At 66.0% G+C, this 24,911-nt stretch carries 22 protein-coding genes and 1 tRNA gene; 20 read left to right on the top strand and 3 right to left on the bottom strand.

The genetic code is table 11. The features are described 5' to 3' along the window. Positions 1-64 precede the first annotated feature (64 nt). The 6 genes from GPJ75_RS19495 to GPJ75_RS19470 all read left to right on the top strand — a co-directional run bounded on the left by GPJ75_RS19495 (position 65) and on the right by GPJ75_RS19470 (position 8,531). Positions 65-1,984, top strand: coding sequence for a PhoX family protein (locus tag GPJ75_RS19495; protein WP_163270414.1), 1,920 nt, complete (start codon positions 65-67; stop codon positions 1,982-1,984). A 156-nt stretch (positions 1,985-2,140) separates the two neighbouring features. Beyond that, positions 2,141-2,335, top strand: a complete 195-nt coding sequence (locus tag GPJ75_RS19490) for a hypothetical protein (RefSeq protein ID WP_163270412.1) — start codon at positions 2,141-2,143, stop codon at positions 2,333-2,335. Between the two features lie 268 nt (positions 2,336-2,603). Beyond that, positions 2,604-4,757, top strand: a complete 2,154-nt coding sequence (locus GPJ75_RS19485; RefSeq protein WP_246249138.1) for a TonB-dependent siderophore receptor — start codon at positions 2,604-2,606, stop codon at positions 4,755-4,757. Continuing rightward, positions 4,751-5,662 carry an ABC transporter substrate-binding protein gene (locus tag GPJ75_RS19480; protein WP_163270409.1) on the top strand — a complete coding sequence of 304 codons (912 nt, stop codon included), beginning with the start codon at positions 4,751-4,753 and terminating at the stop codon, positions 5,660-5,662. Before GPJ75_RS19485 ends, GPJ75_RS19480 begins: the two co-directional genes overlap by 7 nt. Continuing rightward, a complete protein-coding gene (fhuB, locus tag GPJ75_RS19475) occupies positions 5,659-7,671 on the top strand; it encodes a Fe(3+)-hydroxamate ABC transporter permease FhuB (RefSeq protein WP_163270407.1) in 2,013 nt (670 codons plus the stop codon). Before GPJ75_RS19480 ends, fhuB begins: the two co-directional genes overlap by 4 nt. Positions 7,672-7,700: 29 nt before the next feature. Next, positions 7,701-8,531: an ATP-binding cassette domain-containing protein gene (locus tag GPJ75_RS19470; RefSeq protein WP_163270878.1), complete on the top strand. Its 831-nt coding sequence runs from the start codon at positions 7,701-7,703 to the stop codon at positions 8,529-8,531. 33 nt (positions 8,532-8,564) lie between these two features. Here the strand turns inward: GPJ75_RS19470 and GPJ75_RS19465 are convergent, their stop codons facing one another. Next, positions 8,565-10,031, bottom strand: coding sequence for an aminotransferase class V-fold PLP-dependent enzyme (locus GPJ75_RS19465; protein WP_163270405.1), 1,467 nt, complete (start codon positions 10,029-10,031; stop codon positions 8,565-8,567). A 109-nt stretch (positions 10,032-10,140) separates the two neighbouring features. Here GPJ75_RS19465 and GPJ75_RS19460 point away from each other — a divergent pair, with 109 nt between their 5' ends. After that, positions 10,141-10,605, top strand: a complete 465-nt coding sequence (locus GPJ75_RS19460; protein ID WP_163270403.1) for an Lrp/AsnC family transcriptional regulator — start codon at positions 10,141-10,143, stop codon at positions 10,603-10,605. 93 nt (positions 10,606-10,698) lie between these two features. On the opposite strand, the gene GPJ75_RS19455 is transcribed toward GPJ75_RS19460, so the two are convergent. Next, positions 10,699-10,775, bottom strand: a tRNA-Arg gene (locus GPJ75_RS19455). Positions 10,776-10,981: 206 nt separating this feature from the next. On the opposite strand from GPJ75_RS19455, the gene GPJ75_RS19450 reads away from it, so the two are divergent. The 9 genes from GPJ75_RS19450 to GPJ75_RS19410 all read left to right on the top strand — a co-directional run bounded on the left by GPJ75_RS19450 (position 10,982) and on the right by GPJ75_RS19410 (position 20,080). Next, positions 10,982-11,317 carry a hypothetical protein gene (locus tag GPJ75_RS19450; RefSeq protein ID WP_163270401.1) on the top strand — a complete coding sequence of 112 codons (336 nt, stop codon included), beginning with the start codon at positions 10,982-10,984 and terminating at the stop codon, positions 11,315-11,317. A 388-nt stretch (positions 11,318-11,705) separates the two neighbouring features. Next, positions 11,706-13,877, top strand: a complete 2,172-nt coding sequence (locus GPJ75_RS19445; RefSeq protein WP_163270399.1) for a malate synthase G — start codon at positions 11,706-11,708, stop codon at positions 13,875-13,877. A gap of 33 nt (positions 13,878-13,910) precedes the next feature. Beyond that, complete coding sequence (gene tsaB / locus GPJ75_RS19440; RefSeq protein ID WP_163270396.1) at positions 13,911-14,588, top strand: tRNA (adenosine(37)-N6)-threonylcarbamoyltransferase complex dimerization subunit type 1 TsaB; 678 nt, start codon at positions 13,911-13,913, stop codon at positions 14,586-14,588. Beyond that, a complete protein-coding gene (gene rimI / locus GPJ75_RS19435; protein ID WP_163270395.1) occupies positions 14,588-15,079 on the top strand; it encodes a ribosomal protein S18-alanine N-acetyltransferase in 492 nt (163 codons plus the stop codon). The genes tsaB and rimI overlap by 1 nt, the downstream gene beginning before the upstream one ends. Before the next feature lie 21 nt (positions 15,080-15,100). After that, on the top strand, positions 15,101-15,889 hold the full coding sequence (olsA, locus tag GPJ75_RS19430) for a lyso-ornithine lipid O-acyltransferase (protein WP_205602590.1): 789 nt from the start codon (positions 15,101-15,103) through the stop codon (positions 15,887-15,889). A 131-nt stretch (positions 15,890-16,020) separates the two neighbouring features. Beyond that, the gene (miaB, locus tag GPJ75_RS19425; protein WP_163270876.1) at positions 16,021-17,469 is read left to right on the top strand and encodes a tRNA (N6-isopentenyl adenosine(37)-C2)-methylthiotransferase MiaB; all 1,449 of its coding nucleotides are present in this window, start codon (positions 16,021-16,023) and stop codon (positions 17,467-17,469) included. A gap of 44 nt (positions 17,470-17,513) precedes the next feature. Continuing rightward, positions 17,514-18,509, top strand: a complete 996-nt coding sequence (locus GPJ75_RS19420) for a PhoH family protein (protein ID WP_163270874.1) — start codon at positions 17,514-17,516, stop codon at positions 18,507-18,509. Continuing rightward, entirely contained in the window at positions 18,502-18,996 is a 495-nt protein-coding gene (gene ybeY / locus GPJ75_RS19415; RefSeq protein ID WP_163270391.1) for an rRNA maturation RNase YbeY, read from the top strand. Before GPJ75_RS19420 ends, ybeY begins: the two co-directional genes overlap by 8 nt. A gap of 28 nt (positions 18,997-19,024) precedes the next feature. Beyond that, the gene (locus GPJ75_RS19410; RefSeq protein ID WP_163270389.1) at positions 19,025-20,080 is read left to right on the top strand and encodes a hemolysin family protein; all 1,056 of its coding nucleotides are present in this window, start codon (positions 19,025-19,027) and stop codon (positions 20,078-20,080) included. A 66-nt stretch (positions 20,081-20,146) separates the two neighbouring features. On the opposite strand, the gene GPJ75_RS19405 is transcribed toward GPJ75_RS19410, so the two are convergent. Further along, positions 20,147-20,752, bottom strand: coding sequence for a CDP-alcohol phosphatidyltransferase family protein (locus tag GPJ75_RS19405; protein WP_163270387.1), 606 nt, complete (start codon positions 20,750-20,752; stop codon positions 20,147-20,149). 137 nt (positions 20,753-20,889) lie between these two features. Between GPJ75_RS19405 and apaG the strand changes: the two genes are divergently transcribed. The 4 genes from apaG to GPJ75_RS19385 all read left to right on the top strand — a co-directional run bounded on the left by apaG (position 20,890) and on the right by GPJ75_RS19385 (position 24,909). Beyond that, the gene (gene apaG, locus GPJ75_RS19400) at positions 20,890-21,282 is read left to right on the top strand and encodes a Co2+/Mg2+ efflux protein ApaG (RefSeq protein WP_163270385.1); all 393 of its coding nucleotides are present in this window, start codon (positions 20,890-20,892) and stop codon (positions 21,280-21,282) included. A gap of 263 nt (positions 21,283-21,545) precedes the next feature. Continuing rightward, positions 21,546-22,874: an NAD(P)H-dependent oxidoreductase gene (locus GPJ75_RS19395; protein ID WP_163270383.1), complete on the top strand. Its 1,329-nt coding sequence runs from the start codon at positions 21,546-21,548 to the stop codon at positions 22,872-22,874. Positions 22,875-22,876: 2 nt separating this feature from the next. After that, the gene (locus GPJ75_RS19390) at positions 22,877-23,911 is read left to right on the top strand and encodes a thiamine pyrophosphate-dependent dehydrogenase E1 component subunit alpha (RefSeq protein ID WP_163270381.1); all 1,035 of its coding nucleotides are present in this window, start codon (positions 22,877-22,879) and stop codon (positions 23,909-23,911) included. Continuing rightward, a complete protein-coding gene (locus GPJ75_RS19385) occupies positions 23,911-24,909 on the top strand; it encodes an alpha-ketoacid dehydrogenase subunit beta (RefSeq protein WP_163270379.1) in 999 nt (332 codons plus the stop codon). The genes GPJ75_RS19390 and GPJ75_RS19385 overlap by 1 nt, the downstream gene beginning before the upstream one ends. The last annotated feature ends 2 nt before the right edge of the window (positions 24,910-24,911 follow it).

Below are 24,911 nucleotides of genomic sequence, written 5' to 3'. Positions count from 1 at the left end.
CTAGCAAGGGAAGGAAGTTTGGTGTGTGCCAAACGCAGCCCAGCGACATAGCCAGGAGAAGACGATGAAAGACCTCGACCCGACCACGGTATCCGCCGACGAATGGGACGAAATGAACTTCCCGCGACCCGAGGAGCAGGAGTTCGACCGTGTCGTCGAGCGCGCGATCTCGCGTCGCGGCTTTCTGGGCGGCATGCTCGCGTTCGGGTCCGGCGCGGCGGTGATGGGAACCGGCTTGCTGGACTCCACGTCCGCACTGGCCCAACAGGCCAGCCGTTTTGCCTTCAAACCGATTCCGACAGCCACCGACAGCACCGTGCACGTGCCGGAGGGCTATTCCTGGAACATCCTCACACGCTGGGGCGATCCCCTCTTCGCCGAGGCCGAGGGCGATTTTACCGATGAGACCGGCGGCAGCGCCGCCATGTCGGACAAGGTGTTTGGCGAGAACACCGACGGGATGGAACTGTTCGTGATCGGCGACCGCCAAGTGATCGCCGTCAATCAGGAATACGTCAACAACAAGATCAACCTGCCGCAGGCCAAGGACGGCACGCCGGCCAGCGCCGAAGACGTCCGCAAGCTTCAGAACCTTCAGGGCGTGACCGTGATGGAGGTCAGCGAGACTGAAAACGGCTGGGAAGTGGTCAAGGACAGCTCGTTCAACCGCCGCATCACCCATAATACGCCGATGCACATTACCGGTCCCGCCGCCGGGCATGATCTGATGAAGACCGAGGCCGATCCGACCGGCACGGAAAGCCTGGGCACCTTCAACAACTGCGGCGCGGGCAAGACGCCGTGGGGCACCTACCTGACGTGCGAAGAGAACTTCAACGGCTACTTCGGCGCCACCGGTGAGATGCCGACCGACGAAAAGATCGCCGCGGGCTACGCGCGCTACGGCGTTGCCGCCGAAGGCCGCTATGCCTATGAGAAGTTCGATGCGCGCTTCGACGTCAGCCAGAACCCGAACGAGCCGCACCGCGCGGGCTGGATCGTCGAGATCGACCCGTCCGATGCTTCCTCGACACCGGTGAAGCGCACTGCGCTCGGCCGGTTCAAGCACGAGAACGCCGCCTGCGTGTTGGCGCCCGACGGCCGCGTGGTGGTCTATATGGGCGATGACGAGCGGGGTGAGTTCCTCTACAAGTGGGTGTCGCGCGACGTCTACGTGCCGGGCGGCGACACCTCGACGCTGCTTGACGAAGGGACGCTCCACGTCGCGAAGTTCAACGAGGACCAGACCGGCACCTGGCTCGCGCTCACGCCCGAGGCGACCGGCATGTCGGGGGCCGAGATCGCAATCTTCACGCGGACCGCGGCATCGAAGGTGGGCGCGACGACGATGGATCGCCCCGAATGGGTGGCCGTCAACCCGACGGCGATCGAAGCTTATTGCTGCCTCACCAACAACAGCCGTCGCGGGGCAATGAACGACGACGGCTCGATCCGCACCAATGCAGGCGGAGACGCAATGACGGTCAATGCGGTGAACCCGCGCGAGACCAACGGCTATGGCCAGATCGTTCGCTGGCGCCCGGCAAGCGAGAACCACGCTTCCTCGATCTTCGAATGGGACCTCTACGTCATGGCGGGCAACCCCTCCGTCCACACGGAAGGGCCTTATGCCGGCAGTGCCAATGTCAACACCGGCAACATGTTCAACTCGCCGGACGGCATGGTCATGGACTCGACCGGCATGCTCTGGATCCAGACGGACGGTGACGACAGCAACGAGGGCGATTTCGTCGGCCAGGGCAACAATCAGATGCTCGTGGGCGACCCGGTGACCGGCGAGATCCAACGCTTCCTCACCGGCCCCAATGGCAGCGAGGTGACCGGGCTTTGCTGGTCGGCCGACCGCCGCACGATGTTCGTCGGAATCCAGCACCCCGCCGCACCCTTCCCGGACGGCGAAGGCAAACTGCCGCGCTCGTCGATTATCGCCATCAAGCGCGACGACAACGCCCTTCTGGGCTGACGCTACTCCTCGGTTTGGGCGTGCCTTCTCCGGCACGCCCAACACTCGCTGCTACCAGCAGGTCCTGTGCCGCCCACTGCATCGCGTCGGTGTCGACTTGGTGCTATAGTTTCCATGTGGGCAGGGCGTGTAACAAGTATCTGCGTCGGTGCAGCAATGAACCTCGTCTATTGGGCCGCAGCGATATCCATCTTGACGACAGCGCTGCTGGGCATTGCCACCCTGTTCGCCCTCGATGGCGAGACGCTGATCCCGGCAGCGGTCTTCGTTGTCGGGCAAGTCGTTGCCTCGCTGCTCTGCCTGCCTCACCTCTTGAACGTCGCGCGCCATCACGACAAAAGCTCTCCCTGACCCGGCAATCGGTGCGCTGGAGGGAGCCGGTTGCTCAATTGCGCCACCACCTTTGTAAAAAGTTGATAATTGACATCATGTTTGCTAACGGCAAGCTGGATGCCAGCCACGCCGTTCAGTGGTGCGATCCTGACAGATGGTCCCCATCAGGACAGATCGCCCCGCCGGACCAATAGCAAGGGGGCTGACTTTCCAAACGGATGGGCACCATCTGTTTGGGTCAGACCGCTAGGGCGAAGCCACGCTGTTTCAGTCGAGGGGTTTCGTCGTGGATTTTCGCCTTATCCGTCATTTGCTGCATGTCGTGCTTCTCAGTGGCACTGCGCTCTCCAGTCTTCCATCGCAGGCGCTTGCGCAGCAGGCGACCCAGCTCGAGCGGCTAGAAGTCGAGGCTGGAACGGAAGGCGTCTTCGACCAGGAAGGCTATGTGGCCAAGAAGGGACGCCTCGGCAGCAAGACCGACACGCCGCTGATCGAGACACCGCAATCCGTTTCCGTCGTCACCGCGGATGAAATCGAAGCCCGGGGAGCGGAAACGCTTGGCACCGCCCTTCGCTACACGCCGAGTGTCAATGGCGAAATGTGGGGCGGCGACCTGCGCGGCTACGGCATCCAGATGCGCGGCTTCGAGGTTTCCAGCGACGCGTTCTACGTGGACGGGCTGAAGCTCAGGGGCACGAATTTCGCCGCTTTCATTCCGCTGGACATCTACGGCGCCGAAGGGCTTGAAGTGCTGCGCGGCCCGAGTTCGGTGCTCTACGGCCAGGCGGCCCCCGGCGGCATCGTCAACTATGTCAGCAAGCGCCCGACCGGCGAGACATTCCGCGAGGTCGAAGTCGGCGCCGGCAGCTTCGATCGCTATCAGGGCCAGTTCGATATGGGCGGAAAGCTGGACGAGGCGGGCGTGTGGACCTATCGGATGACCGGGCTCTACCGCGACGGCGATACGTTCATCGATCATGTCGAGGACGACCGCATATTCCTGGCGCCGTCGCTGAAGTGGCAGCCGGATGCCGACACCAGCCTGACATTGTTCGCCAAATATCAGAAGGACAACCAGGGCTGGGGCATCCAGTTTCTGCCGGCTAAGGGGACGGTGCTGCCCAATCCCAACGGAACGCTGCCGGCCAGCCACTTTGTCGGCGAGCCTGGCTTCGACCGCTACGACACGTCCATGGCCATGTTGGGCTACGAATTCGAGCACCGGTTCAACGACACGTGGGCCGTTCGCCAGAACGCCCGCTACGCCTATCTCCACAACGAGGCGGAAGGCGTCTTCGGCGGCGGCGCCAACCCCAATCCGGATCTCGCGCCCGGTCTCGACCCCGACGGCCGCACCTATTACCGCTACGCCGACGGCGGGCTGTCGAGGATAGGCACCTTCGGCATCGACAACCAGGTCGAGGCGGCCTTCGACACCGGCCAACTCTCCCATACGCTGCTCCTGGGCCTCGACTATCAGTATACGGACTTCAGCGACCGCGGCACCACCGGCACCGCGCCGCCGATCGACATCTTCGATCCGGTCTTCGGCCAGCCGCTGCCGCCCTTGAGCGTCTATACCGATGTCGACACGACCCAGAGCCAGGTGGGTGTCTACGCGCAGGACCAGGTCAGGTTCGGCAACTGGGTGCTGTCGCTCGGCGGGCGCCACGACTGGGCGAGGACCGACACGCTGGAGAACCTCGACGGCAGCACCACCAGCCAGTCCGACAGCGCCTTCAGTGGGCGCGCCGGCCTCGTCTACCTCTCCGACATCGGCCTTGCGCCCTATGTCAGCTATTCGACGTCCTTCCTGCCGGAGCTTGCAACCAATCCCGCCGGCGGCGCCTTCGAACCGGAAACCGGCGAGCAATACGAGGTTGGCGTGAAATACCAGCCGGACGGTTGGAACTCCTTCGTCACCGTCTCGGCGTTCGACCTGCGCAAGCAGAACGTGGTCCGCTCATTCGGGAACGTTTCCACGCAGACCGGCGAAATCCGCTCGCGCGGCATCGAGGTGGAGGGCGTGGCGAGCCTCGACATGGGCCTCGACCTCAAGGCAGCCTATGCCTATCTCGATACGCAGATCACCGACGATGCGGAAGGCAACGGCGGCAACGTGCCCTACGGCGTGCCGCATCACCGCGCCTCGCTGTGGGCGGACTACACGTTCCGCAGCGGCCGGCTGGAAGGGCTCGGCTTCGGCGCCGGCGTCCGCTACATCGGCTCTTCCTACGGCGACGACGCCAATAGCTTCAAGGTGCCTGCCGCGACGTTGGTCGACGCGGCGGTCCACTACGACTGGAAGGACTTCCAGTTCAAGCTGAACGTCAGCAACCTGTTCGACAAGAAGTATGTCGCGACCTGCTACGCGGAGAGCAACGGCTGCTTCTATGGCGAGAGCCGCAAGATCTCGGGCTCGGTCAAATACCGGTGGTAGATAAAAATAGATCAGGAAGACGCGCCGGCCCGTACGGCGCGCCTCGCGTCACGCGGCGGGAATGCCTCGGCGGCCTGGCTGCGGCCTGGCTGGGCGCCGGCCCGCTGCCGGCGCTGGCGGAAGGCCCGGCGCGGATCGCCTGCCTCGAATGGACCTCGGCCGAGATGGTGATCTCCTTCGGCATCGAGCCGGTAGCCGTTGCGGACACCAAGGGCTATCGCGACTGGGTGGTCGGGCCTGCGCTGCCGACTCAGACGATCGATCTCGGCGCGCGCGGCGAGCCCAATCTCGAGTTGCTTGCCGAATTGAAGCCGGACTTCATCGTCGGCGCCTATGGCTACGGGCTCGACGAGAGCGCCTTCGCCCGCTTCGCGCCGACCTTTAACGTGCCCTTCTACGATGGCACGGGCACACCCTACCGGCAGGCAGAAGATGTGACGCGGGAGCTCGGCCTGAGGCTCGGCCGCAAGGCCGACGCCGAGCGCCTGATCGCGCAAACCGCCGCCACGATCGCAAAGGTGAAACGCGGGCTCTCCGGCCTGGCGGATGAGCCGCTCGCGGTCGTGAGCATGTTCGACGACCGGCATGTGCGGGTTTACGGCAAGGGCAGCCTCCTGCAGGACGTGCTTGACAGGCTAGGGCTCGTCAACGCCTGGACCGGCGAGACGAACGATTGGGGCTTCTCTTCGTTCGGCATAGAGGAGCTGGTGGCGATCGGGGAGGCGCGGCTCGTCTCGCTCGACCCCATCCCGCCGCATATCCGCATCAGGATCGACCAGAGCTCGCTCTGGGCCAATCTTCCCTGCGTGCGGGCAGGCAAGGTGACAACGATACCGCCGGTCTGGCCTTTTGGCGGGCTGGCTGCCGCCGCGCGCTTCGCAACGCTTCTGGCGGAAATCTCATGACGGCGAGGCCGCTTCCCGCCGCCTTTCCGGCGCCGCCTTCGGCCGGCCTGGCCGCACTCGTTGCGCTGGTCGGCGTGCCGGCAGCCCTTGCTGCCTGCCTCACCGTGATCGGCCTTCTCCAGTTGCTGCCTGCGGGGCTTTGGTGGGATGCGCTGCACGCGCCGGATGTCAACGATCCGCGGCAACTGCTCTACCGGCACGCCTTCCTGCCCCGGCTCCTCGTCACCGTGCAGGCGGGGGCGGCCCTCGGCCTTGCCGGAACCTTGCTCCAGCAGGCCTTGCGCAACCCGCTCGCCGAGCCGACGACCATCGGCACCAATGCCGGCGCCAGCCTCGCCCTGACGATTGCGACGCTCTACGCACCCTGGCTCCTGGAGACGGGGCGCGAGTGGGTGGCATTTTCGGGCGGCGCCGCTACGACGCTTATCGTTTTCGCGCTTGCGAGGGACCGCAGCTTCTCGCCGGTCGCCATCATCATCACCGGCCTCATCGTCAGCCTCACCTGTGGCTCGGCCAGCGCGCTGCTGATGGCGATCAACCGCGAATATTCCGAAGAACTCTTCATCTGGCAGACCGGCTCGCTGGTGCAAAACGGGGATGCGATCGCCCTGGCGCTCGCCCCCTGGATCGCCGTCGCGGCCATCATCGCCTTCCTGCTCGTCCGCCCCTTGCGGCTTCTCGACCTGAGCGACGAAGGCGCGGCGGGGCTCGGCGCCAGGCCGGCCATCACACGGCTTGCCGCCCTGGCCGTCGCCGTCGCCCTCAGCACCCTCGTGGTCGCCGCCGTCGGGGTGATCGGCTTCGTCGCGCTCGCGGCACCGGCCCTTGCCCGGCTTGTCGGCGCGCGCACATTGGGCCAGCGCATGGTCTGGGCGCCCCTTGTGGGCGCCGCGCTCCTGTGGCTCACCGACCGCCTGGTGCAGATCGCGCCCTTCGCCGGCGAGATCCCGGCCGGAACCGCGACCGCGTTTCTCGGCGCGCCCCTGCTCCTCCTGCTCCTGCCGAGGATGCAGGCAACGCCGAACCGGTTGCGGGCAATGCCCCTTCTCACGCCGCACCGCGCGGGCTGGGCGTCTCTCCTCATCATGGTGCTCATCCTTGCCGTTGCAGCGCTTGCAGCCGTCGCTTTCGGGCAAGGTCTTGACGGCTGGCACTGGGCCTCGCCGTCCGAGCTTGCCGAATGGCTGCCCTTGCGCGCGCCGCGCGTCATCGTCTCGCTTGCCGCCGGGGCCATGCTGGCCGTCGCCGGAACCGCGATGCAGCGCATGACCGGCAATCCGATGGCCGCACCGGAGGTGCTGGGTGTGACCGGCGGTGCATCCCTAAGCGTCCTTTTGCTCTTCCTCTTCAGCGCGAGGCTCGACCGCGCCGCGATGTTCGCGGCCGCCTCCGCCGGCGCTCTCGCCACCCTCGCGGCAATCGTATTGCTCGGCCGGCGGCACGCCTTCGCGCCCGACCGTCTGCTGCTTGCCGGCATCGCGATTGCCACGGTGGCCTCGGCATTCTCGGCGATCCTTCTTGCCAGCGGCGATCCGCGCCTCGATTTCCTTCTTGTCTGGCTGTCGGGGTCGACCTACCGCGCAACGGCGGGCGATGCGGCCATGGCCGCCATCGCCATGGCTTTCACCCTGGTACTCGTGCCGCCGACCGCGCGCTGGCTGGATATCCTGCCGCTGGGCGAAGCCGCACCGCGGGCGCTCGGCCTCGGGCTCGGCCGCGTCCGCTCCATCCTTCTCATTCTCATCGCTGTCCCCACGGCCGTCTCGACGCTCGTCGTCGGGCCGCTGAGCTTTGTCGGGCTGATGGCGCCGCACATGGCGCGGGCGCTTGGCTTCCAGCGTGCCCTGCCGCAGCTCCTTGCGGCGGCGTGCCTGGGTGCGCTCTTTCTGCTTTTGGCCGACTGGGCCGGCAGGACGCTGATCTTTCCCTGGCAAGTTCCGGCCGGCCTGCTCGCCGCCCTTGCCGGCGGTCCCTTCTTCATGATCCTGATGTGGAAAGGCAGGCGATGACCCGGCTCGGCATCCGCGACCCTGGCAAGATGCCCATCGGCACGGCGAAGACCGCGCCTCCTCAATCGGTGCCACGCTTGGATAGCGAGGCGCTGTTCGCCCTCGACGAGGTCGCGTACAGGGTTCCCGGGCGCACCCTGCTGCAACCGCTTACCCTCGACATCGCGCCCGGCCAGGTCGTCGGGCTCATCGGGCAGAACGGCTCCGGCAAATCCACGCTGATCGAGATCCTGGCTCGTCAGCAGCCGCCGTCGGCGGGTACGCTCCGCTTCCGGGGGAGGGCGCTTTCGGCATGGGGGGATCGGCCATTCGCGCGCAAGGTCGCCTACCTCCCGCAGCAGACGCCTCCAGCGTCCGGAATGCTGGTGAAGGAGCTGGTCGCGCTCGGTCGTTATCCCTGGCACGGCGCGCTCGGCCGTTTCGGCATCGCCGACCGGGAGACAGTGAGCGAGGCAATGGCTCTGGCGGGCGTAACCGCCTTTGCCGACCGTCTGGTCGACACGTTGTCCGGCGGCGAGCTTCAGCGGGTCTGGCTGGCCATGTTGGTGGCGCAGGACGCCGAATGCCTGTTGCTCGACGAGCCGACATCCGCCCTTGACGTCCACCATCAGATCGAAGTGCTGTCCCTTGTGCAGCGGCTCAGCCGGACAAAGGGCATCAGCGTGGTGATCGTGCTGCATGACGTGAATATGGCCGCGCGGTTCTGCGACGAGATCATGGCTCTCCACACCGGCAGATTGATCGCGCGCGGAACGCCCGACAAGATCATGTCGCCCGGCCGGCTGCACGAAGTCTACGGAGTGGGGATGGACGTGATGCAGCACCCGGCCACCGGCCGCCCGGTGGCGGTAGCGCGGTAAGGAGACGGACCAGGCCGGCTCATCGACACGTGATCAGGCAGCCTCCGCGATCGGCTTGAACCGCGCGGTCCGGGGGTCTGCACGATAAAGGTCCGCCATGGGGTAGGGGGCGCGGGCAAGTTCGTCCACGGCGGCGATGATCAGGTCCGCCTTCTCGTCATCGAGAAGCGGGCTGAAGTTGAGCCGTGTCCAGCCGGGCTTTTCCAGTTCCTCCCCGTTCAGGATCGCGGCGCGCAATTCGGCCGAGCGCTCCGGCCCGATCCCCAGGAGCCTGTGCGCATAGGGGCCGGCGCAGGCGCAGCCGCCGCGCGCCTGGATGCCGTAGCAATCGCTCAGCATGCGGGTGAACAGCTGCTGATGGATGTGCCCGCCTGTTCTGGGATCGCGCACGCGGAAGGAGAAGATCGGCAGACGTCGTCCACGGTCGATACCCAGAAGCTCCAGGTTCGGATTGTCCCGCCAGACGGCCAGAGCGCGGGCGTTCAATTCGTCATGCCTGCGGTCCATGAAGTCCTGTCCGATCGCCTCCTTGACGAGAAAGGCGAGCGCGGCGCGAATGTCGCCGATCACGTTGGGCGTTCCGGCCTCTTCCCGCGTGGCGAAGTCCGCGGAATAGTCGTGCGCGGTGGGTGAGACGAAGCGAACCGTGCCGCCGCCCGGGGCCACCGGATGGTGGCGCGTCACAGTATCGCGCCGCAGGATCATCACGCCCGAGCCGCCGGGACCGCCGGGGAATTTGTGCGTGGAGAGCACGACCGCGTCTTTGGCGCAATCGGTACCGCTGCGCATGTCGATCTTCAGATAGGGCGCGCCGCCCGCATAGTCCCAGACAGACCGCACGCCATGGCGGCGCAAGAGCGCCGTCACGGCATCGGTATCGGTCAGGATCCCCGTCACATTGGAGGCCGCCGAAAAGGCGCCGATCCGCAGGTCCCGGTCCGCGGTCGCAGCCAGTCTCTCCTCAAGATGCGCCAGGTCTGGACCGCCCGTCCGCGCTTCCTCGATCTCGATGACCTCTGCGCCGCTTTCGCGCCAAGGCAGGATATTGGAATGGTGTTCGTAAGGCCCGATGAACACGACCGGACGTGCGCCGCGCTGCACCGCTTCGGGAAGCCCGAAGAGATGCACGAGCCGGTTCAGCCCGGCGGTTGCCCCCGCGCCGGTGAAGACGACGGCATGGTCTTCGGTTGCGCCGGTCAACCTGGCGATGGTCTGCCGCGCCTCGCGCCGCATCCGCGTCATCGCCTCGCCGCAGAACGAGGCTTCGGTATGGCTGTTGGCATAATAGGGCAGGACTTCCTCCATGACGAAGGTTTCAACCTGCCGCAAGGCCCGGCCGGAGGCGACATAGTCGGCATAGACCAGCGGGTTGACGCCGAATGGCCCGGCCACATCCTTGCCTTCGCCGATCACGCCGCCGCGCAGCGCGGCGACCGGGTCGGGCAAGGCAAGGCTGCGGGCAAATCGGGCGAGCGGCGATTGCGGTGAAACGGCTGTCATGCGGGTCTTTCCTGCGTTCCCCTATTGGAAAGATCGTATGCCGCACACTAAGGCGAAAACAACATCATATTCTGGTTGTAATCCTCTCGGTTATCGATCAAATGACCCGATGGAAAAGGCAAAGCTAGATCATATAGATCGCTCGATCCTGAGGGCGCTTCAATCGGATTCCTCGCTCTCGCAGCGGGAACTGGCCGAAAAGGTCGGGCTGTCGCAAAATGCGTGCTGGCGCCGGCTGAAAGCCATTCAGGAGAAGGGGCTGATAAAGGGCCACACCATCCGTCTCGACCCCGCCAAAGTGGGGCTGGGGCTGACCGTGTTCGTCATGGTGCGCACCCGGCACCATTCCCGCGAGTGGTTGGAGACGTTCCGCCGCACCGTCACCACCATTCCCAACATAATCGACTTTTACCGGATCGCGGGCGACTACGATTACATGCTCAAGGTGATGGCCGAGGACATGAACGCCTTCGACCGTATCTATCAAACGATCATCGAAAAGGTCGAGCTCGACACCGTGACCTCCTACATCACGATGGAAGCCATCGCCGATCAGCGCAACCTGCCGCTGTGATCAGTTCCGTCTCGTCTGCGAACGGCTGCGGGAAGAAGCGATCTCACGGGAGAGGGTTGGCCGCTCAGACCCTTGTGAACCAAGGGATGGAGGTGGCGCACCCGACAGGATTCGAACCTGTGACCTCTGCCTTCGGAGGGCAGCGCTCTATCCAGCTGAGCTACGGGTGCAGGGCTTGAGCGAGCCGAAAGCCCGAAAGCATGCCGCGCCTACATAGCCGAACACGCCCCGCTCATCAACGGCGAAAGCGGCGTCCCGGCACGCGGAAACGCGACGCCTTGCCTCACCCAGACGTGAAAACTCGTGTGGAACCGAGAATCCGTGCGCTTCGTTAGGCCGGTGAGCAAGGCGAATGAAACCATGAAAGGAGAGACAAATGCGTAAGATTCTCCTGGCCACCTCGGCTTTGGCCCTGCTCGGCGCAGGTGCCAGCTATGCCCAGGTTTTCGAACCTTCGAATATGGATGACGAGCCGGTGCCTGATGTCGTGGAGACCCAGGACGTCGACACCGACTTCACGACAGGCGCCGTTGAGTCCGAGCCGCTGGTGCCGTTTTTCCCCAATCAGGTGGACGCAGCGGACGGCTTCAAGCCCAGCGATGCCAATGATTCTCCCACGCCGGACATCGTTCAGGACGACGACTTGGGCGGTGAAGGCATCACGACAGGTGCCATGACCTGGCTTGGGAGCGACAGGGACACGCAATATTAACGTCCACCGCGGGGCCGCGGTGGACGTTACTGCGGTGGAGGAGCGGACCGCTAACCTCCACCGCAGGAACTCAAAAGTGGCACAACCACGCTGAAGCCCTTCCTCCCGGGGCTGACCGCGGAAAGGCCGCCCGGGCTCGTCCTGGTGCGGCCTTTCATCTTTGCGCTTTCCGAGCAACTCGCCGTGCGCTACAGCGGCGCCGAAAAAGCTGCCGCGCATAGAGCGCCGTGCGTCTGCTACACAAGGGCGCTCCATGTATTTGAATCTACGCATCGGCCCGAAAACCGGTTCCGGTTTTCGAGCCGATGCTGTAGTCGGATGGCCAATTGACCCCTCGCCTCCGCCGTGGTCAAAACGCGGGCAGGCAAGCACTGCGGAGATGTTGCGAATGAGCGATCGCGTCGAGATCAACGGGCTGAAGATCGCCCGCGCGCTGTATGATTTCACGGTGGAGGAAGCCCTTCCCGGCACCGGTGTCGACGCGGAAACCTTCTGGTATGCGCTGTCCGACATCGTGCATGCGCTTTCGCCGAAGAACCGGGCGCTGCTTGCCGCGCGGGATGCCATGCAGGCGAGGATCGACGCCTGGTACCGCGAAAACGGCGCGCCGGCCGATGCGGCCGCCTACGAGGCTTTTCTGCGCGAGATCGGCTACCTGCTGCCGGAGGGGCCGGATTTCCAGGTGACGACCTCGGATGTCGATCCGGAGATCGCTCAAGTTCCCGGCCCGCAGCTCGTCGTGCCGGTGATGAACGCCCGTTACGCGCTGAACGCGGCCAATGCCCGTTGGGGCTCGCTCTATGACGCGCTTTACGGCACCGACGCCATTCCCGAGATGGATGGTGCGGAGCGCACCAAGGGCTACAATCCCAAGCGCGGCGAGAAGGTCATCGCCTGGGCGAAGACGTTCCTTGACCAAGCGGCACCGCTCGACGGAGCGAAGTGGGCCGAGGTGACCGGGATCGAGGCGGGCAAGGAACTGCGGCTTTCGACCGGCAAGGGTACCGCCGCCTTGAAACGGCCGGAGCAGTACGCCGGCCATGCTGAAGGCGAGGGCGGCTGGCGGCACGTCTTGCTTATCAACAACGGCCTCGGCATCGAGATCCTTCTCAACCGCGACTACGGCCCCGGAAAGACCGACCCGGCAGGCATTGCCAGCGTCAACCTCGAAGCGGCGCTGACGACGATCATGGACTGCGAGGACTCCGTCGCCGCCGTCGATGCCGAGGACAAGGTACTCGCCTACCGCAACTGGCTCGGGCTGATGAAGGGTGACCTGACCGAGACCTTCGAGAAGGGCGGCGAGACGATCACGCGCAAGCTCTACCGCGACTTCACCTACACCGCGCCGGACGGTTCGCCTTTGCCGGTCAAATGCCGCTCCCTGATGCTGGTGCGCAATGTCGGCCACCTGATGACCAACCCGGCGATCCTCGACCGCGAGGGCAACGAGGTGCCCGAAGGCGTCATGGACGCCATGTTCACCGCCATGATCGCCCTTCACGACATCGGCCCCGGCGGCCGCCACAAGAACAGCCGCGCCGGCTCCATGTATGTGGTGAAGCCGAAGATGCACGGGCCGGAGGAGGTTGCCTTCGCGGTCGATCTCTTCGCCCGCGTCGAGGACGCGCTCGGCATGCGCGCCAACACCATGAAAATGGGCATCATGGACGAGGAGCGGCGCACCACCGTTAACCTGAAGGAGTGCATCCGCGCCGCCTCGACACGCGTCGTCTTCATCAACACCGGCTTCCTCGACCGTACCGGCGACGAGATCCACACCTCCATGGAAGCCGGTCCCATGATCCGCAAGGGCGACATGAAGGAAGCGCCCTGGATCAAGGCCTACGAGGACTGGAACGTCGACATCGGCCTTCAATGCGGCCTTTCCGGCCGCGCCCAGATCGGCAAGGGCATGTGGGCCATGCCCGACCTGATGGCCGCCATGCTGGAGCAGAAGATCGGCCATCCCAAGGCCGGCGCCAATACCGCCTGGGTGCCGTCCCCCACCGCCGCCGTCCTGCACGCCACGCACTATCACAAGGTCGACGTGAAGGCGGTGCAGGAAAGCCTCAAGACCCGCCCGCGCGCGAAACTCTCCGACATCCTTTCGGTGCCCGTGGCGGTCAGGCCCAACTGGACGCCCGAGGAAATCCAGCGCGAGCTGGACAACAACGCGCAAGGGATCCTCGGCTACGTGGTGCGCTGGGTGGACCAGGGCGTCGGCTGCTCCAAGGTGCCGGACATCAACGACATCGGCCTGATGGAAGACCGCGCCACGCTCCGCATCTCCTCCCAGCACATCGCCAACTGGCTGCACCACGGCGTGGCGACGCGCGATCAGGTGATGGAGACCATGAAGCGCATGGCAAAGGTGGTCGACCGCCAAAACGCGGGCGACCCGGATTACGAGCCCATGGCGCCGGACTTCGACACCTCCATCGCCTTCAAGGCCGCCTGCGACCTCGTCTTCAAGGGGCGCGAGCAGCCGAACGGCTACACCGAACCCGTCCTGCACGCGCGCCGGCTGGAGAAGAAGGCGCGGGACCGGGCGCAATAAAGGTCGCCGCACGGTGCCCTCGGCATTCCTCCCATGAACATCCTCGCCATCGACACCGCCGCCAGCCTCTGCGCGGCCTGCGTCTACGATTCCACCGCCCATATGGAGAAGGGCCGCGCCGTGCTCGACCTGGGCAAGGGCCACGCCGAGCATGTGATGATGATCGTCGGTGGGGCGCTGGAGCATGCCGGCATTCCCTATGAGGCCCTCGACGCCGTTGCGGTCTCCGTCGGCCCCGGCTCGTTCACCGGCGTCCGCGTGGGCGTGGCCGCCGCGCGGGGGCTCGCGCTGGCGTTGAAGGTCCCGGCCATAGGCGTCACCACGCTCGAAGCGCTGGCAGCCGAAGCGCGCGAATTATTCCCCCAGCGCCCGGTGCTCGCCGTCATCGGCAACAGGCCGGAAAGCCTCGCCACAGCCCGCTTCGATGCCTCCGGCGCCTGTATCGAGGGGCCGGCCCTCGCCACGATCGAGGCAATCGTGAAAATCGCCCGCGCCGAGCGCCCCGTTCTCGCCGGCGATGCGGCAAGCCTGATCGCCGAGGCCGCGGGCGGCCCCTTCGATATGGGGCCGCAAAGGGCAACGGCGGATATCCTCTTTTACGCCCGCATCGCCGCCGGCCGCCCACCCGGCGACAAGCCGAAGCCGCTCTATCTGCGCGCTCCGGACGCCAAGCCGCAGGGCGCCTTCGCCCTTCCCCTGAAAGATCGCTGATGGCGCTCTCTTTCACCCCCTTCCGGCGGAGAGACTTCACCGTGCGCCCGCTCGAGAGCGCCGACAGCGATGCGGTTGCCGCCCTGCATGCGGAAGATTTCGCACGCCCCTGGACGGACGACGAATTCGCCGCGCTGATCGCCCAGGACGCCGTCTTCGGCTTCGTCGCGGTGGAGGTGGGCGCCGTTGGGGCGAAGCCGTGCGGCTTCGTCCTGGCCAGGCTGGCGGCCGGCGAGGCGGAAATCCTCACCATCGCCGTCTCCCGCCCGTTTCGTCGCCGCGGCCTCGGCCGCATGCTGATGGACGCCGTTCTGCGCGCCCTTCACGCCGAACGGGCCGAGGCGCTCTTCCTGGAAGTGGACGAGAACAACCAGCCCGCCGTCGCCCTCTACCGCCGCCTCGGCTTCCGCGAAGTCGGCCGCCGCCCGCGCTACTACGAAAACGCGGCAGGCCGCACCAACGCCCTCGTCATGCGGCGGGATTTGCGGTAGGGGCGCATGCGCAACAGGCCCATCTTCCCGACAATCCGCCTTGCCGGCGCGCTGTTGCTCGTGGCGGCCGGCACCGTGCCCCTGGCGCTTGCTCAGGCGCTGGCGTTGCGCAAAGGCTGGTGGAGCGATCGGGTCGTGCCACGGCTTTGGCACCAGCTGGTTCTCAAGGTGCTGGGCATTCGCGTTCAAACCAGGGGCGCCGTGGCGGCGGAGCGGCCGCTGCTGATCGCGGCGAACCACATCTCGTGGACCGACATCATGGTGCTCGGCTCGCTCGGCGGCGTGCATTTCATCGCCAAGTCCGATGTGCGGGACTGGCCGGTGATGGGTTCGCTTGCGCGGCTGCAGCGCACCGTCTTCGTCGAGCGTGAGCGCAGGCGTGCCTCGTCCGGGCAGATGCGCGAGATCGCCGGGCGCCTGGCCGACGGCGACCCGATGGTGCTCTTCGCCGAGGGCACGACCGGGGGCGGCAGCCGCGTGCTGCCCTTCAAGTCCACGCTCTTCGGCGCTGCCCAGCTTGCGCTCGGCGCGCTGCCCGCAGGGCGCGTCCTGGTGCAGCCGGTCGCCGTCGCCTATATGCGCAAGAGCGGCTTGCCGCTCGACCGGCGCGAGCGCGGAGCCGTCGCCTGGATCGGCGACACCGCGCTTCTCCCGCATCTCAAGACCATGCTCGGCGCGGGCGTGATCGATGTGGAGGTGCACTTCGGAGAACCGATCCCGTTTTGCGCGGAATCGAACCGCAAGGCGGTGGCGCGCGCCGCCGAAAACGAGGTGCGGCGGATGCTCGTGGCAGCGCTGCGGCGGCGCTAGTTTGTCCTGACAGATGGGTGCCATCCGACGGGATCGCATCACTGGGCGTAAAGTGAGACGTGGCGACGTTCAAAAACCGTCTGTTTTTTGACCTCCAAAGACGCTAGGTAACCGGCATGGAACAGATTACGATGCCGGACATGATGAGCCGTGAAGAAGCGTCCGACACGGGCGCAACGCGCACAACGCACAAAAAGGTCTTCGTGAAGACCTACGGCTGCCAGATGAATGTCTACGATTCCCAGCGCATGGCCGATGCGCTGGCGGCTGACGGCTACCGTCCGACGGAAGCGATCGAGGATGCCGACCTCGTGCTCCTGAACACCTGCCATATCCGCGAGAAGGCGGCGGAAAAGGTCTATTCCGAGCTTGGCCGCATCCGCCTCCTCAAGGAAGAGCGCGCACGGCAGGGCCGCGAGACGGTTGTAGGCGTCGCCGGCTGCGTGGCCCAGGCTGAAGGGCGCGAGATCCTGCGCCGGGCGCCGGCGGTGGACCTCGTCATCGGCCCGCAGACCTATCACCGCCTGCCGTCCGTCGTCAGCCGGGCGAGGGGCGGCGAGAAGATCGTCGAGACCGAATACGCCATCGAGGACAAGTTCGAGCACCTGCCGGCGCCCGAGCGCAAGGCTGTCCGGAGCCGCGGTGTCACCGCCTTCCTCACCGTGCAGGAGGGTTGCGACAAGTTCTGCACCTTCTGCGTGGTTCCCTATACGCGGGGCTCGGAAGTCTCGCGACCGGTCGGCCAGATCGTCGCCGAGGCCGAGCGGCTGGCGGAGGCCGGCGTGCGCGAGGTCACTCTGCTCGGCCAGAACGTCAACGCCTGGCACGGCGAGGGCGCCGACGGGCGCGAGTGGGGCCTGGGCGAGCTTCTCTTCCGCCTGGCGGAGGTGCCGGGCATCGAGCGGCTGCGCTACACCACCAGCCACCCGCGCGACATGGACGAAGCGCTGATCGCCGCCCACCGCGACCTGCCACAACTGATGCCCTATCTCCATCTGCCGGTGCAGGCGGGCTCCGACCGTATCCTCAAGGCCATGAACCGCCGCCACACGGCCGACGAGTACCTGCGCCTCATCGACAGGATCCGCGCCGCCCGCCCGGACATCGCCATGTCGGGCGATTTCATCGTCGGCTTTCCCGGCGAGACGGATACGGATTTCGAGGAAACGATGCGCATCGTGCGCGAGGTCGGCTATGCGCAGGCCTTCTCCTTCAAATATTCGCCGCGGCCGGGAACGCCCGGTGCGGACATGGAAGACCAGGTGCCCGAGGCCGTGAAGGACGCGCGCCTCAAGCGGCTTCAAGCCCTCATCACCGAGCAGCAGCGCTCGTTCGCGCAAAGCCTTGTCGGCACCACCATCGATCTTCTCTTGGAGAAGCCCGGCCGCGAGGCGGGCCAGCTTGTCGGCCGCTCGCCGTGGCTGCAGCCGGTGATCGTCGATGACGGGGCCGGCGAAATCGGCGACATTGTGAAAGTGCGAATAACGCGGGCGGGCTCCAACAGCCTGTTCGCCGATCCGGTGCAGCCCATCGATTTTGGCGCGGCCCGAACGGCCGCCACGAAGGAGGAACACGTTTGACGGCTGGCACGCAGTTGAAGAATACGCCCTCCGGGGCGTCCGACATGGCGCACATCGTGCTGACCTTCGACAACAACAAGCTTGCTGGCGTCCTCTACGGCCCGTTCGATGAGAACCTGGCGCGCATCGAGCAGAAGCTGGGCGTCGACATCCACTCCAAGGGCAACCAGCTTGCCATCAAGGGCGAGCCGATTGCCGCCGAGCAGGCACGCCGGGCGCTCGATTATCTGTACGAGCTCGTGCAGGGCGGCACGGAGCTTTCGGCCTCCGAGGTGGATGGCGCGGTGCGCCTTGCGCAGGCGGCTGACGACCAGCTGAGCCTTCCCACCATGGAGGGCAGGGGAAAGCTCGCCGCCGCGCAAATCTCCACGCGCAAGCGCACGGTCTATGCCCGCTCGCCCAACCAGGACGCCTATATGCGCGCGCTGGAGCGCTCGGAAATGGTCTTCGGCATCGGTCCCGCCGGCACGGGCAAGACGTTCCTGGCGGTCGCCTATGCCGCCATGCTTCTGGAGCGCGGCATGGTCGACCGCATCGTGCTCTCGCGCCCGGCGGTGGAGGCGGGCGAGCGGCTCGGCTTCCTCCCCGGCGACATGCGCGAGAAGGTCGACCCCTATCTGCGCCCGCTCTACGACGCGCTCTACGACATGATGCCGGCCGACAAGGTGGAGCGCGCGCTCGCCGCCGACGTGATCGAGATCGCGCCGCTGGCCTTCATGCGCGGGCGCACGCTCAACAACGCCGTGGTGATCCTCGACGAGGCGCAGAACACCACGCCCATGCAGATGAAGATGTTCCTGACGCGATTGGGCGAAAACGGCCGCATGATCGTGACCGGCGATCCGAGCCAGATCGACCTGCCGCCGAATACAAAATCGGGCCTCGTGGAGGCGCTGCAGGTGCTCAAGGATGTACAGGGCATCGTCACCGTCCGCTTCAACGAGAAGGACGTGGTGCGCCATCCGCTGGTGGCGGCCATCGTCGAAGCCTACGACCGCGAGATGCCCGGCGGCTCAACGTCGCCCAGGAAAGATGCCTGACCGACAGCCCTCGCCCGCTCCCGACATCGCCATCGATATCGCGGTGGAAGCCGACGGCTGGCCGGCGGAGGAGGCGTTGCAGCGGCTGGCCGGGGAAGCGGTGGCGGCGGCCGCCGCCGCGACGGGTGCCAGCGGCGGCCAGACGCTCGGCATCCTTTTCACGGACGACGAGAGTATCCGCGCCCTCAACGCCCGCTTTCGCGGCAGGGACAAGCCGACCAACGTCCTGTCCTTTCCCGCCACACCCGGCATGGCGCCGCATGGTGGGCCGCCGCACATGGGGGATATCGCGCTCGCCCGCGAGACGATCGTCAGCGAGGCCGAAGCGGAAGGGAAGGCCTTCGACCATCATTTGATCCATCTTGTCGTTCACGGTTTCCTTCACCTTGCGGGCTACGATCACGAGACGGCAGAGGAGGCGGACGAAATGGAAGGCCTGGAGAGGCGCATCCTGAAGGGCCTTGCCATTGGCGATCCCTATGCATAACTGTGTAGGTGAAAACGACTGAAAGACGATGACTGACACATCCATGATCGCCGCCGGCGGCACCTCGGACGCCGAAGGCGGTTCTCCCGCGGAGGGAGAAGAGGGGTCGAGTAGACCGCCTCAACGCGTCCAGACCCGACCAACGTTTCTTCGACGGCTTGCCGCTTTCCTGGGCTTGCGCAACGGCTCGTCGCTGCACGACGATCTCGCCGAGGTGCTCCACGAGCACACCGCCGACACGGCCCCCTTCTCTGCGGGGGAGCGGGCGATGCTGCAGAACATCCTGCGCCTGCGCGAGTTGCGCGTGGAGGATGTGATGGTGCCGCGCGCCGATATCGAGGCGGTAGACCTCTCCACGACGCTGGGCGGGCTTTTGAACATTTTCGAGCGCGGGGCCCATTCGCGCATGCCGGTCTACGCCGAATCGCTGGATGACCCGCGCGGCATGGTGCATATCCGCGACGTGGTGGCCCATCTCATCCGCACCTCCCGGCAGAAGAAGGGGCGCGGTAGCCGCAAGGATCCGGCAGCCATGCCGCTCGACCTCGCCAACGTCGATCTCGGTCGCACCATCGGCGAGCTCAGCATCATGCGGCCGCTGCTTTTCGTGCCGCCGTCCATGCTCGCCTCCGACCTCATGGCGCGCATGCAGGCCGGCCGCACGCAGATGGCCCTCGTCATCGACGAATATGGCGGCACGGACGGCCTCGTCTCGCTGGAGGATATCGTCGAGATGGTCATCGGCGACATCGAGGACGAGCACGACGAAGACGAGCCGATGATCGAGCAGACGGGCGACGGCATCTTCGTCGTCGACGCGCGGGCCGAGATCGAGGACGTGGCAAAGGCCATCGGCGACGGTTTCGGCGCCGGCGAGCACGCCGAGGACGTGGACACGATCGGCGGCATGATCTTCAACACGCTCGGCCGCGTGCCGGCGCGCGGCGAGGTGGTGCAGGCGATCCCCGGCTTCGAGTTCCACGTGCTCGACGCCGATCCGCGCCGCGTCAAGCGGGTCCGCATCGTCCAGGGCCGCACCGCCGACCGCCGCCGCCGCATCCTCAAGCCGATAGCCGAGAAGTAGAGCAATTCCAGGAAAGGTGGAAACCGGTTTTCCGTCCGGATTGCGACAAAACAAAGTTAGCCCGCTTCACCGAAACACCTTCCCCGCCAGCACTACACGCGCCGCCGCCGTATAGAGCGTGATCGCCGCGAAAACGTAGGCGATAAGGGGAAACCACCGGGGAAACAGGCAGGCGAGCGCAAAGGCGATCAGTGTCTCGCCGGCTTCCGCCAGCCCTGTTGTGAAGAAGAAGGACTTCTCGCCCCGCTCCAGCGTTTTCATGCGGCGCTTTTCCGCCAGCACTGCATAGGCGAGGAAGCTCGCGCCGTTGACGTAGAAGGCAAAGAGCAGGAACGCACCGGCCACGCCGTTGGCGCCGGGATCGTAGAGGACGAAGCCGAGGGGGATGATGCCGTAATAGGCGAAGTCGAAGACGATATCGATATAGCCCCCGAAATCCGTGCTGCCCCTTATGCGCGCCAGCGCGCCGTCGAGCCCGTCGCCCAGCCGGCTGAGGATAATGAGCGCAAGCCCCGTCCAGAAATGGCCGGTGGCGATGGCCGCCCCGGCGCTGAGCCCGGCCATCAGGCTCAAGGCCGTCGCGGCGTTGGGCGAGACGCCCACCGCTGCCAGCCTTGCCGCCAGCGCGGCAAGAACCGGCTCCAGCCTCCGTTTTCCCCAACCGTCGATCACCGTTCTCTCCTGCCCGGTCTTTACCCAAATTGACCTATAGCCTTGCCGGACACATATCACCTGTCACAATGTCGTCAGACCCTTGCGAGGCGGCGTGCGGCAAGGTGGGACCCGGGGTGGCCCCCAAGGTATGACCCATGTATCGAGCGATAACCCACGATATTGAGGTGTGCGTCGAGCCCTTCTTCCTGCCCGAGCGCTCGGACCCGGAGGAAAGCCGCTATGTCTGGGCATATCAGATCACCATCGCCAATTTTTCCCGCGAGACGGTCAAATTGATGTCCCGCTACTGGCAGATCACCGACGGGCTCGGGCGCATGCAGGAAGTGCGCGGCGAAGGCGTGGTGGGTGATCAGCCCGAGCTCGAGCCGGGCGACAGCTATCAGTATACCTCCGGCTGCCCGCTGACGACGTCCTCCGGCATCATGGCCGGGCGCTATACGATGCGGAACCCGCACGGGGCGACCTTCGAGGTGGAGATTCCCGCCTTTTCCCTCGACCTGCCGGGAGAGCGTGTTTCGCTCAACTGAGGGAGCCTGGTGACTTCAGGCCGGGTCATCCCAACCGCCGTCATCCCGGAAGCCGGCGCGAAGCGCAGGCTGTCCGGGACCCATTCCGTGACTCGTCCACGTTCCGGAGTGGGTCCCGGACAAGCCTTCGGCTTTCCGGGATGACGGCGGCTGGGATGACCCGGCCTAATCTCACCTCGCTCAAAATGGACAATCGTATTGACATTGAAACATATGTTCCATAGTCAGGAGGAAACCAAGCGGTTTTCGGGAGGACTGACAGAATGGCCACGAACGTTGCCTTGACCGGGCTTGCGCGCGATCTCGCGGAGCGGGAGAAGGCCGGCCGGCCGATCCGCATCGGCCTCGTCGGCTCCGGCGAGATGGGCACCGACATCGTCACCCGCGTCGCCCATATGGCGGGGGTCGAGATCGGCGCCATCGCCGAACTGGACCTGCCGGCCGCAAGCAAGGCCGTCGACATCGCCTATCGCGAGAAAGGCCACGCGCGCGAGGTCGCCAGCGCTTCCGCGATGAGTGCGGCCATGGAAGCCGGCAAGGTCGCGGTGACGGAGGACGCGGGTCTCCTCATCGGCAACGATCTCATCGATGTGGTGATCGACGCCACCGGCGTGCCCGCCGTCGGCGCCGAGATCGGCCTTCACGCCATGGAGCACGGCAAGCACCTCGTCATGATGAACGTCGAGGCCGACGTCACCATCGGCGCCTACCTGAAGAGCGAGGCCGACCGTCTGGGCGTCACCTATTCGCTCGGCGCCGGCGACGAGCCGTCCTCCTGCATGGAGCTGATCGAGTTCGTCTCCGCCATGGGCCACCCGATCGTCGCCGCCGGCAAGGGCAAGAACAACCCGCTCAATATCGATGCCACCCCCGATGCCTACCGGGAAGAGGCCGAGCGCCGCAACATGAACCCGCGCATGCTGGTCGAGTTCGTCGACGGTTCCAAGACCATGGTGGAGATGGCGGCCATCGCCAACGCCACCGGCCTCGTGCCCGACAAGCCCGGCATGCACGGCCCCGCCGCCACGCTGGGCGAACTCTCCTCGACGCTGATTCCCGAGAAGGACGGCGGCGTGCTCTCCCGTGTCGGCGTCGTCGATTATTCCATCGGCAAGGGCGTCGCCCCCGGCGTCTTCGTCGTCGCCGACATGTCGCATCCGCGCATCTCCGAGCGCATGGAAGACCTGAAGATGGGCAAGGGTCCCTATTTCACCTTCCACCGCCCCTACCACCTCACCTCGCTCGAAGTGCCGCTCACCTGCGCCCGTGTCGTCCTTTACGGCAAACCGGACATGGTGCCGCTGTCGCGTCCCGTGGCGGAAGTCTGCGCCGTGGCCAAGAAGGACCTGAAGCCCGGCGAGGTGCTCGATGCCATCGGCGAATACTGCTACCGCGCCTGGATCATGACGGCAGGGGAGGCCCGCGCCGCCAATGCCGTCCCCTGCGGCCTGCTTCAGGGCGGCTCCGTCACGGCGCCCATCGCCAAGGGCGAGCTCATCACCCACGCCAACGCCGCTCTGGCGCCCGGCTCGAAGATCGCCGAGCTGCGTGCAAGGCAGGACAAGCTCGTCTTCGGGAACGCGGGAGACTGACCATGGCGAGGACGCGCGCGCGCGCCGGAACGGCCAAGGCCGGCGCCAACCTGCCCTTCCTTTACCGCCACCACGACAAGGACGCCCTGAAAGAGGCGCTCTACAAGATGCATCTCATCCGCCTCTTCGAGGAGGGGGCGGAGGAATGCTATATGCGCGGCCTCATCCACGGCACCATGCACCTGTCCATCGGCCAGGAGGCGAGTGCCGTCGGCATCTGCCTGCCGCTCACCGACGACGACCAGATCACCTCCACCCATCGCGGCCACGGCCATTGCATCGCCAAGGGAGCCGAGGTCTCGAGGATGTTCGCCGAGTTCTTCGGCAAGACCACCGGCTATTGCCGCGGCCGCGGCGGCTCCATGCACATCGCCGACGTGTCGAAGGGCAATCTCGGCGCAAACGGCATCGTCGGCGGCGGCATCCCCATCGCCGTCGGTGCTGCCCTCTCGGCCAAGCGGCTGAAGAACGGCAAGATCGTCGTCTGCTTCTTCGGCGACGGCGCCAACAACGAGGGCGCCTTCCACGAGGCACTCAACATGGCCGCGATCTGGAAGCTGCCGGTCGTCTTCGTCTGCGAGAACAACCAGTACGGCATGTCCACCTCCACCGAGCGCTCCACCGCCGTAAAGGACATCGCCGAGCGCGCCAGCGCCTACGCGATGCCGGGCGTGATCGTCGACGGCAACGTGCTGTCTGAGGTGGCCGAGGCCTCCCACGAGGCCGCCCGGCGCGCACGCGCCGGCGAGGGGCCGACGCTGATCGAATCCAAGACCTACCGCTATCGCGGCCATTCCAAGAGCGACCGCAACCGCTACCGCACAAAAGACGAGATCGAGGATTGGATGGCGAACCGCGATCCCATCGCCCTCTACGAGGCCGAATTGAAGGCATTGGGCATCGTCAGTCAGGACGAGATCGACGCGGTGCGCGCGGCAGCAGCGAAGGAGATCGCCGAAGGCATCGAATTCGCCAAGGAAAGCCCGGCGCCAGTGACAGCCGACCTCGAACGCTATGTCTATACGGAGCCCGCCTGATGGATGCCCAGCCGCGTGAACTGAGCTACGCGCAGGCGATCCAGGAGGCCATGGTGCTCGCCATGGAGGCGGACGAGCGCGTCTTCCTGATGGGCGAGGACATCGGCATCTACGGCGGCGCCTTCCAGGTCACGGGCGATCTCGTCCACCGCTTCGGCGAGGAGCGGGTGATGGATACGCCGATCTCCGAACTCGGCGGCGCCGGCGTTGCCGTCGGTGCCGCCGTCACCGGCATGCGGCCGATCTTCGAATTCCAGTTCTCCGATTTCGCCACGCTCGCCATGGAGCAGATCGTCAACCAGGCCGCCAAGATGCGCTTCATGCTGGGCGGCGCGGTCTCCGTGCCCGTGGTCATGCGCTTTCCCGCGGGCTCCGGCACGGGGGCGGCGGCCCAGCACAGCCAGAGCCTGGAAGCCTGGCTCGGCCACGTGCCAGGCTTGAAGGTCGTCCAGCCCGCCACCCCGCACGATGCCAAGGGCATGCTGCTCGCCGCCATCGACGATCCCGATCCGGTGATGATCTTCGAGCACAAGCTCCTCTACAAGATGAAGGGCCCCGTGCCGGAGGGCCACTACACCGTGCCCATCGGCAAGGCCGAGATCCGCCGCGAGGGGCGCGACCTCACCATCGTCGCGACCTCCATCATGGTGCACAAGGCGCTGGAGGCGGCGCAGACGCTGGAAGGCGAGGGGATCGACGTCGAGGTTATCGACCTGCGCACCGTCCGGCCGATGGACCGCGAGACCGTCGTCGACAGCGTCAGAAAGACGAGCCGGCTCCTCTGTGTCTACGAGGGCGTCAAGACGCTGGGCGTCGGCGCCGAGGTCAGCGCCATGATCGCCGAGAGCGAAGCCTTCGACTTCCTCGACGCGCCCATCGTCCGCCTCGGCGGCGCGGAAACGCCGATCCCCTACAACCCCGAGCTGGAAAAGGCGACCGTGCCCCAGGTGCCCGACGTCCTGCGGGCGGCCCGCGATCTCGTAAAGGGAGCGCGCTGATA

The sequence above is a fragment of the Chelativorans alearensis genome (assembly GCF_010993735.1).
GTDB classification, from domain to species: domain Bacteria; phylum Pseudomonadota; class Alphaproteobacteria; order Rhizobiales; family Rhizobiaceae; genus Chelativorans; species Chelativorans alearense.
The sequence above is the reverse complement of the archived record's forward strand: the minus strand, read 5'-3'. Positions and strand labels throughout refer to the sequence as shown.

Bases quoted from the DNA above. Each gene is read 5' to 3' on its own strand.
- ybeY (WP_163270391.1), top strand. From the start codon at position 18,502: ATGCCTGACCGACAGCCCTCGCCCGCTCCCGACATCGCCATCGATATC.
- GPJ75_RS19495 (WP_163270414.1), top strand. From the start codon at position 65: ATGAAAGACCTCGACCCGACCACGGTATCCGCCGACGAATGGGACGAA.
- GPJ75_RS19465 (WP_163270405.1), bottom strand. From the start codon at position 10,031: ATGACAGCCGTTTCACCGCAATCGCCGCTCGCCCGATTTGCCCGCAGC.
- apaG (WP_163270385.1), top strand. From the start codon at position 20,890: ATGTATCGAGCGATAACCCACGATATTGAGGTGTGCGTCGAGCCCTTC.
- fhuB (WP_163270407.1), top strand. From the start codon at position 5,659: ATGACGGCGAGGCCGCTTCCCGCCGCCTTTCCGGCGCCGCCTTCGGCC.
- GPJ75_RS19450 (WP_163270401.1), top strand. From the start codon at position 10,982: ATGCGTAAGATTCTCCTGGCCACCTCGGCTTTGGCCCTGCTCGGCGCA.
- GPJ75_RS19390 (WP_163270381.1), top strand. From the start codon at position 22,877: ATGGCGAGGACGCGCGCGCGCGCCGGAACGGCCAAGGCCGGCGCCAAC.
- GPJ75_RS19420 (WP_163270874.1), top strand. From the start codon at position 17,514: ATGGCGCACATCGTGCTGACCTTCGACAACAACAAGCTTGCTGGCGTC.
- GPJ75_RS19445 (WP_163270399.1), top strand. From the start codon at position 11,706: ATGAGCGATCGCGTCGAGATCAACGGGCTGAAGATCGCCCGCGCGCTG.
- miaB (WP_163270876.1), top strand. From the start codon at position 16,021: ATGCCGGACATGATGAGCCGTGAAGAAGCGTCCGACACGGGCGCAACG.
- GPJ75_RS19460 (WP_163270403.1), top strand. From the start codon at position 10,141: ATGGAAAAGGCAAAGCTAGATCATATAGATCGCTCGATCCTGAGGGCG.
- tsaB (WP_163270396.1), top strand. From the start codon at position 13,911: ATGAACATCCTCGCCATCGACACCGCCGCCAGCCTCTGCGCGGCCTGC.
- GPJ75_RS19490 (WP_163270412.1), top strand. From the start codon at position 2,141: ATGAACCTCGTCTATTGGGCCGCAGCGATATCCATCTTGACGACAGCG.
- GPJ75_RS19470 (WP_163270878.1), top strand. From the start codon at position 7,701: ATGCCCATCGGCACGGCGAAGACCGCGCCTCCTCAATCGGTGCCACGC.
- GPJ75_RS19385 (WP_163270379.1), top strand. From the start codon at position 23,911: ATGGATGCCCAGCCGCGTGAACTGAGCTACGCGCAGGCGATCCAGGAG.
- GPJ75_RS19395 (WP_163270383.1), top strand. From the start codon at position 21,546: ATGGCCACGAACGTTGCCTTGACCGGGCTTGCGCGCGATCTCGCGGAG.
- rimI (WP_163270395.1), top strand. From the start codon at position 14,588: ATGGCGCTCTCTTTCACCCCCTTCCGGCGGAGAGACTTCACCGTGCGC.
- GPJ75_RS19410 (WP_163270389.1), top strand. From the start codon at position 19,025: ATGACTGACACATCCATGATCGCCGCCGGCGGCACCTCGGACGCCGAA.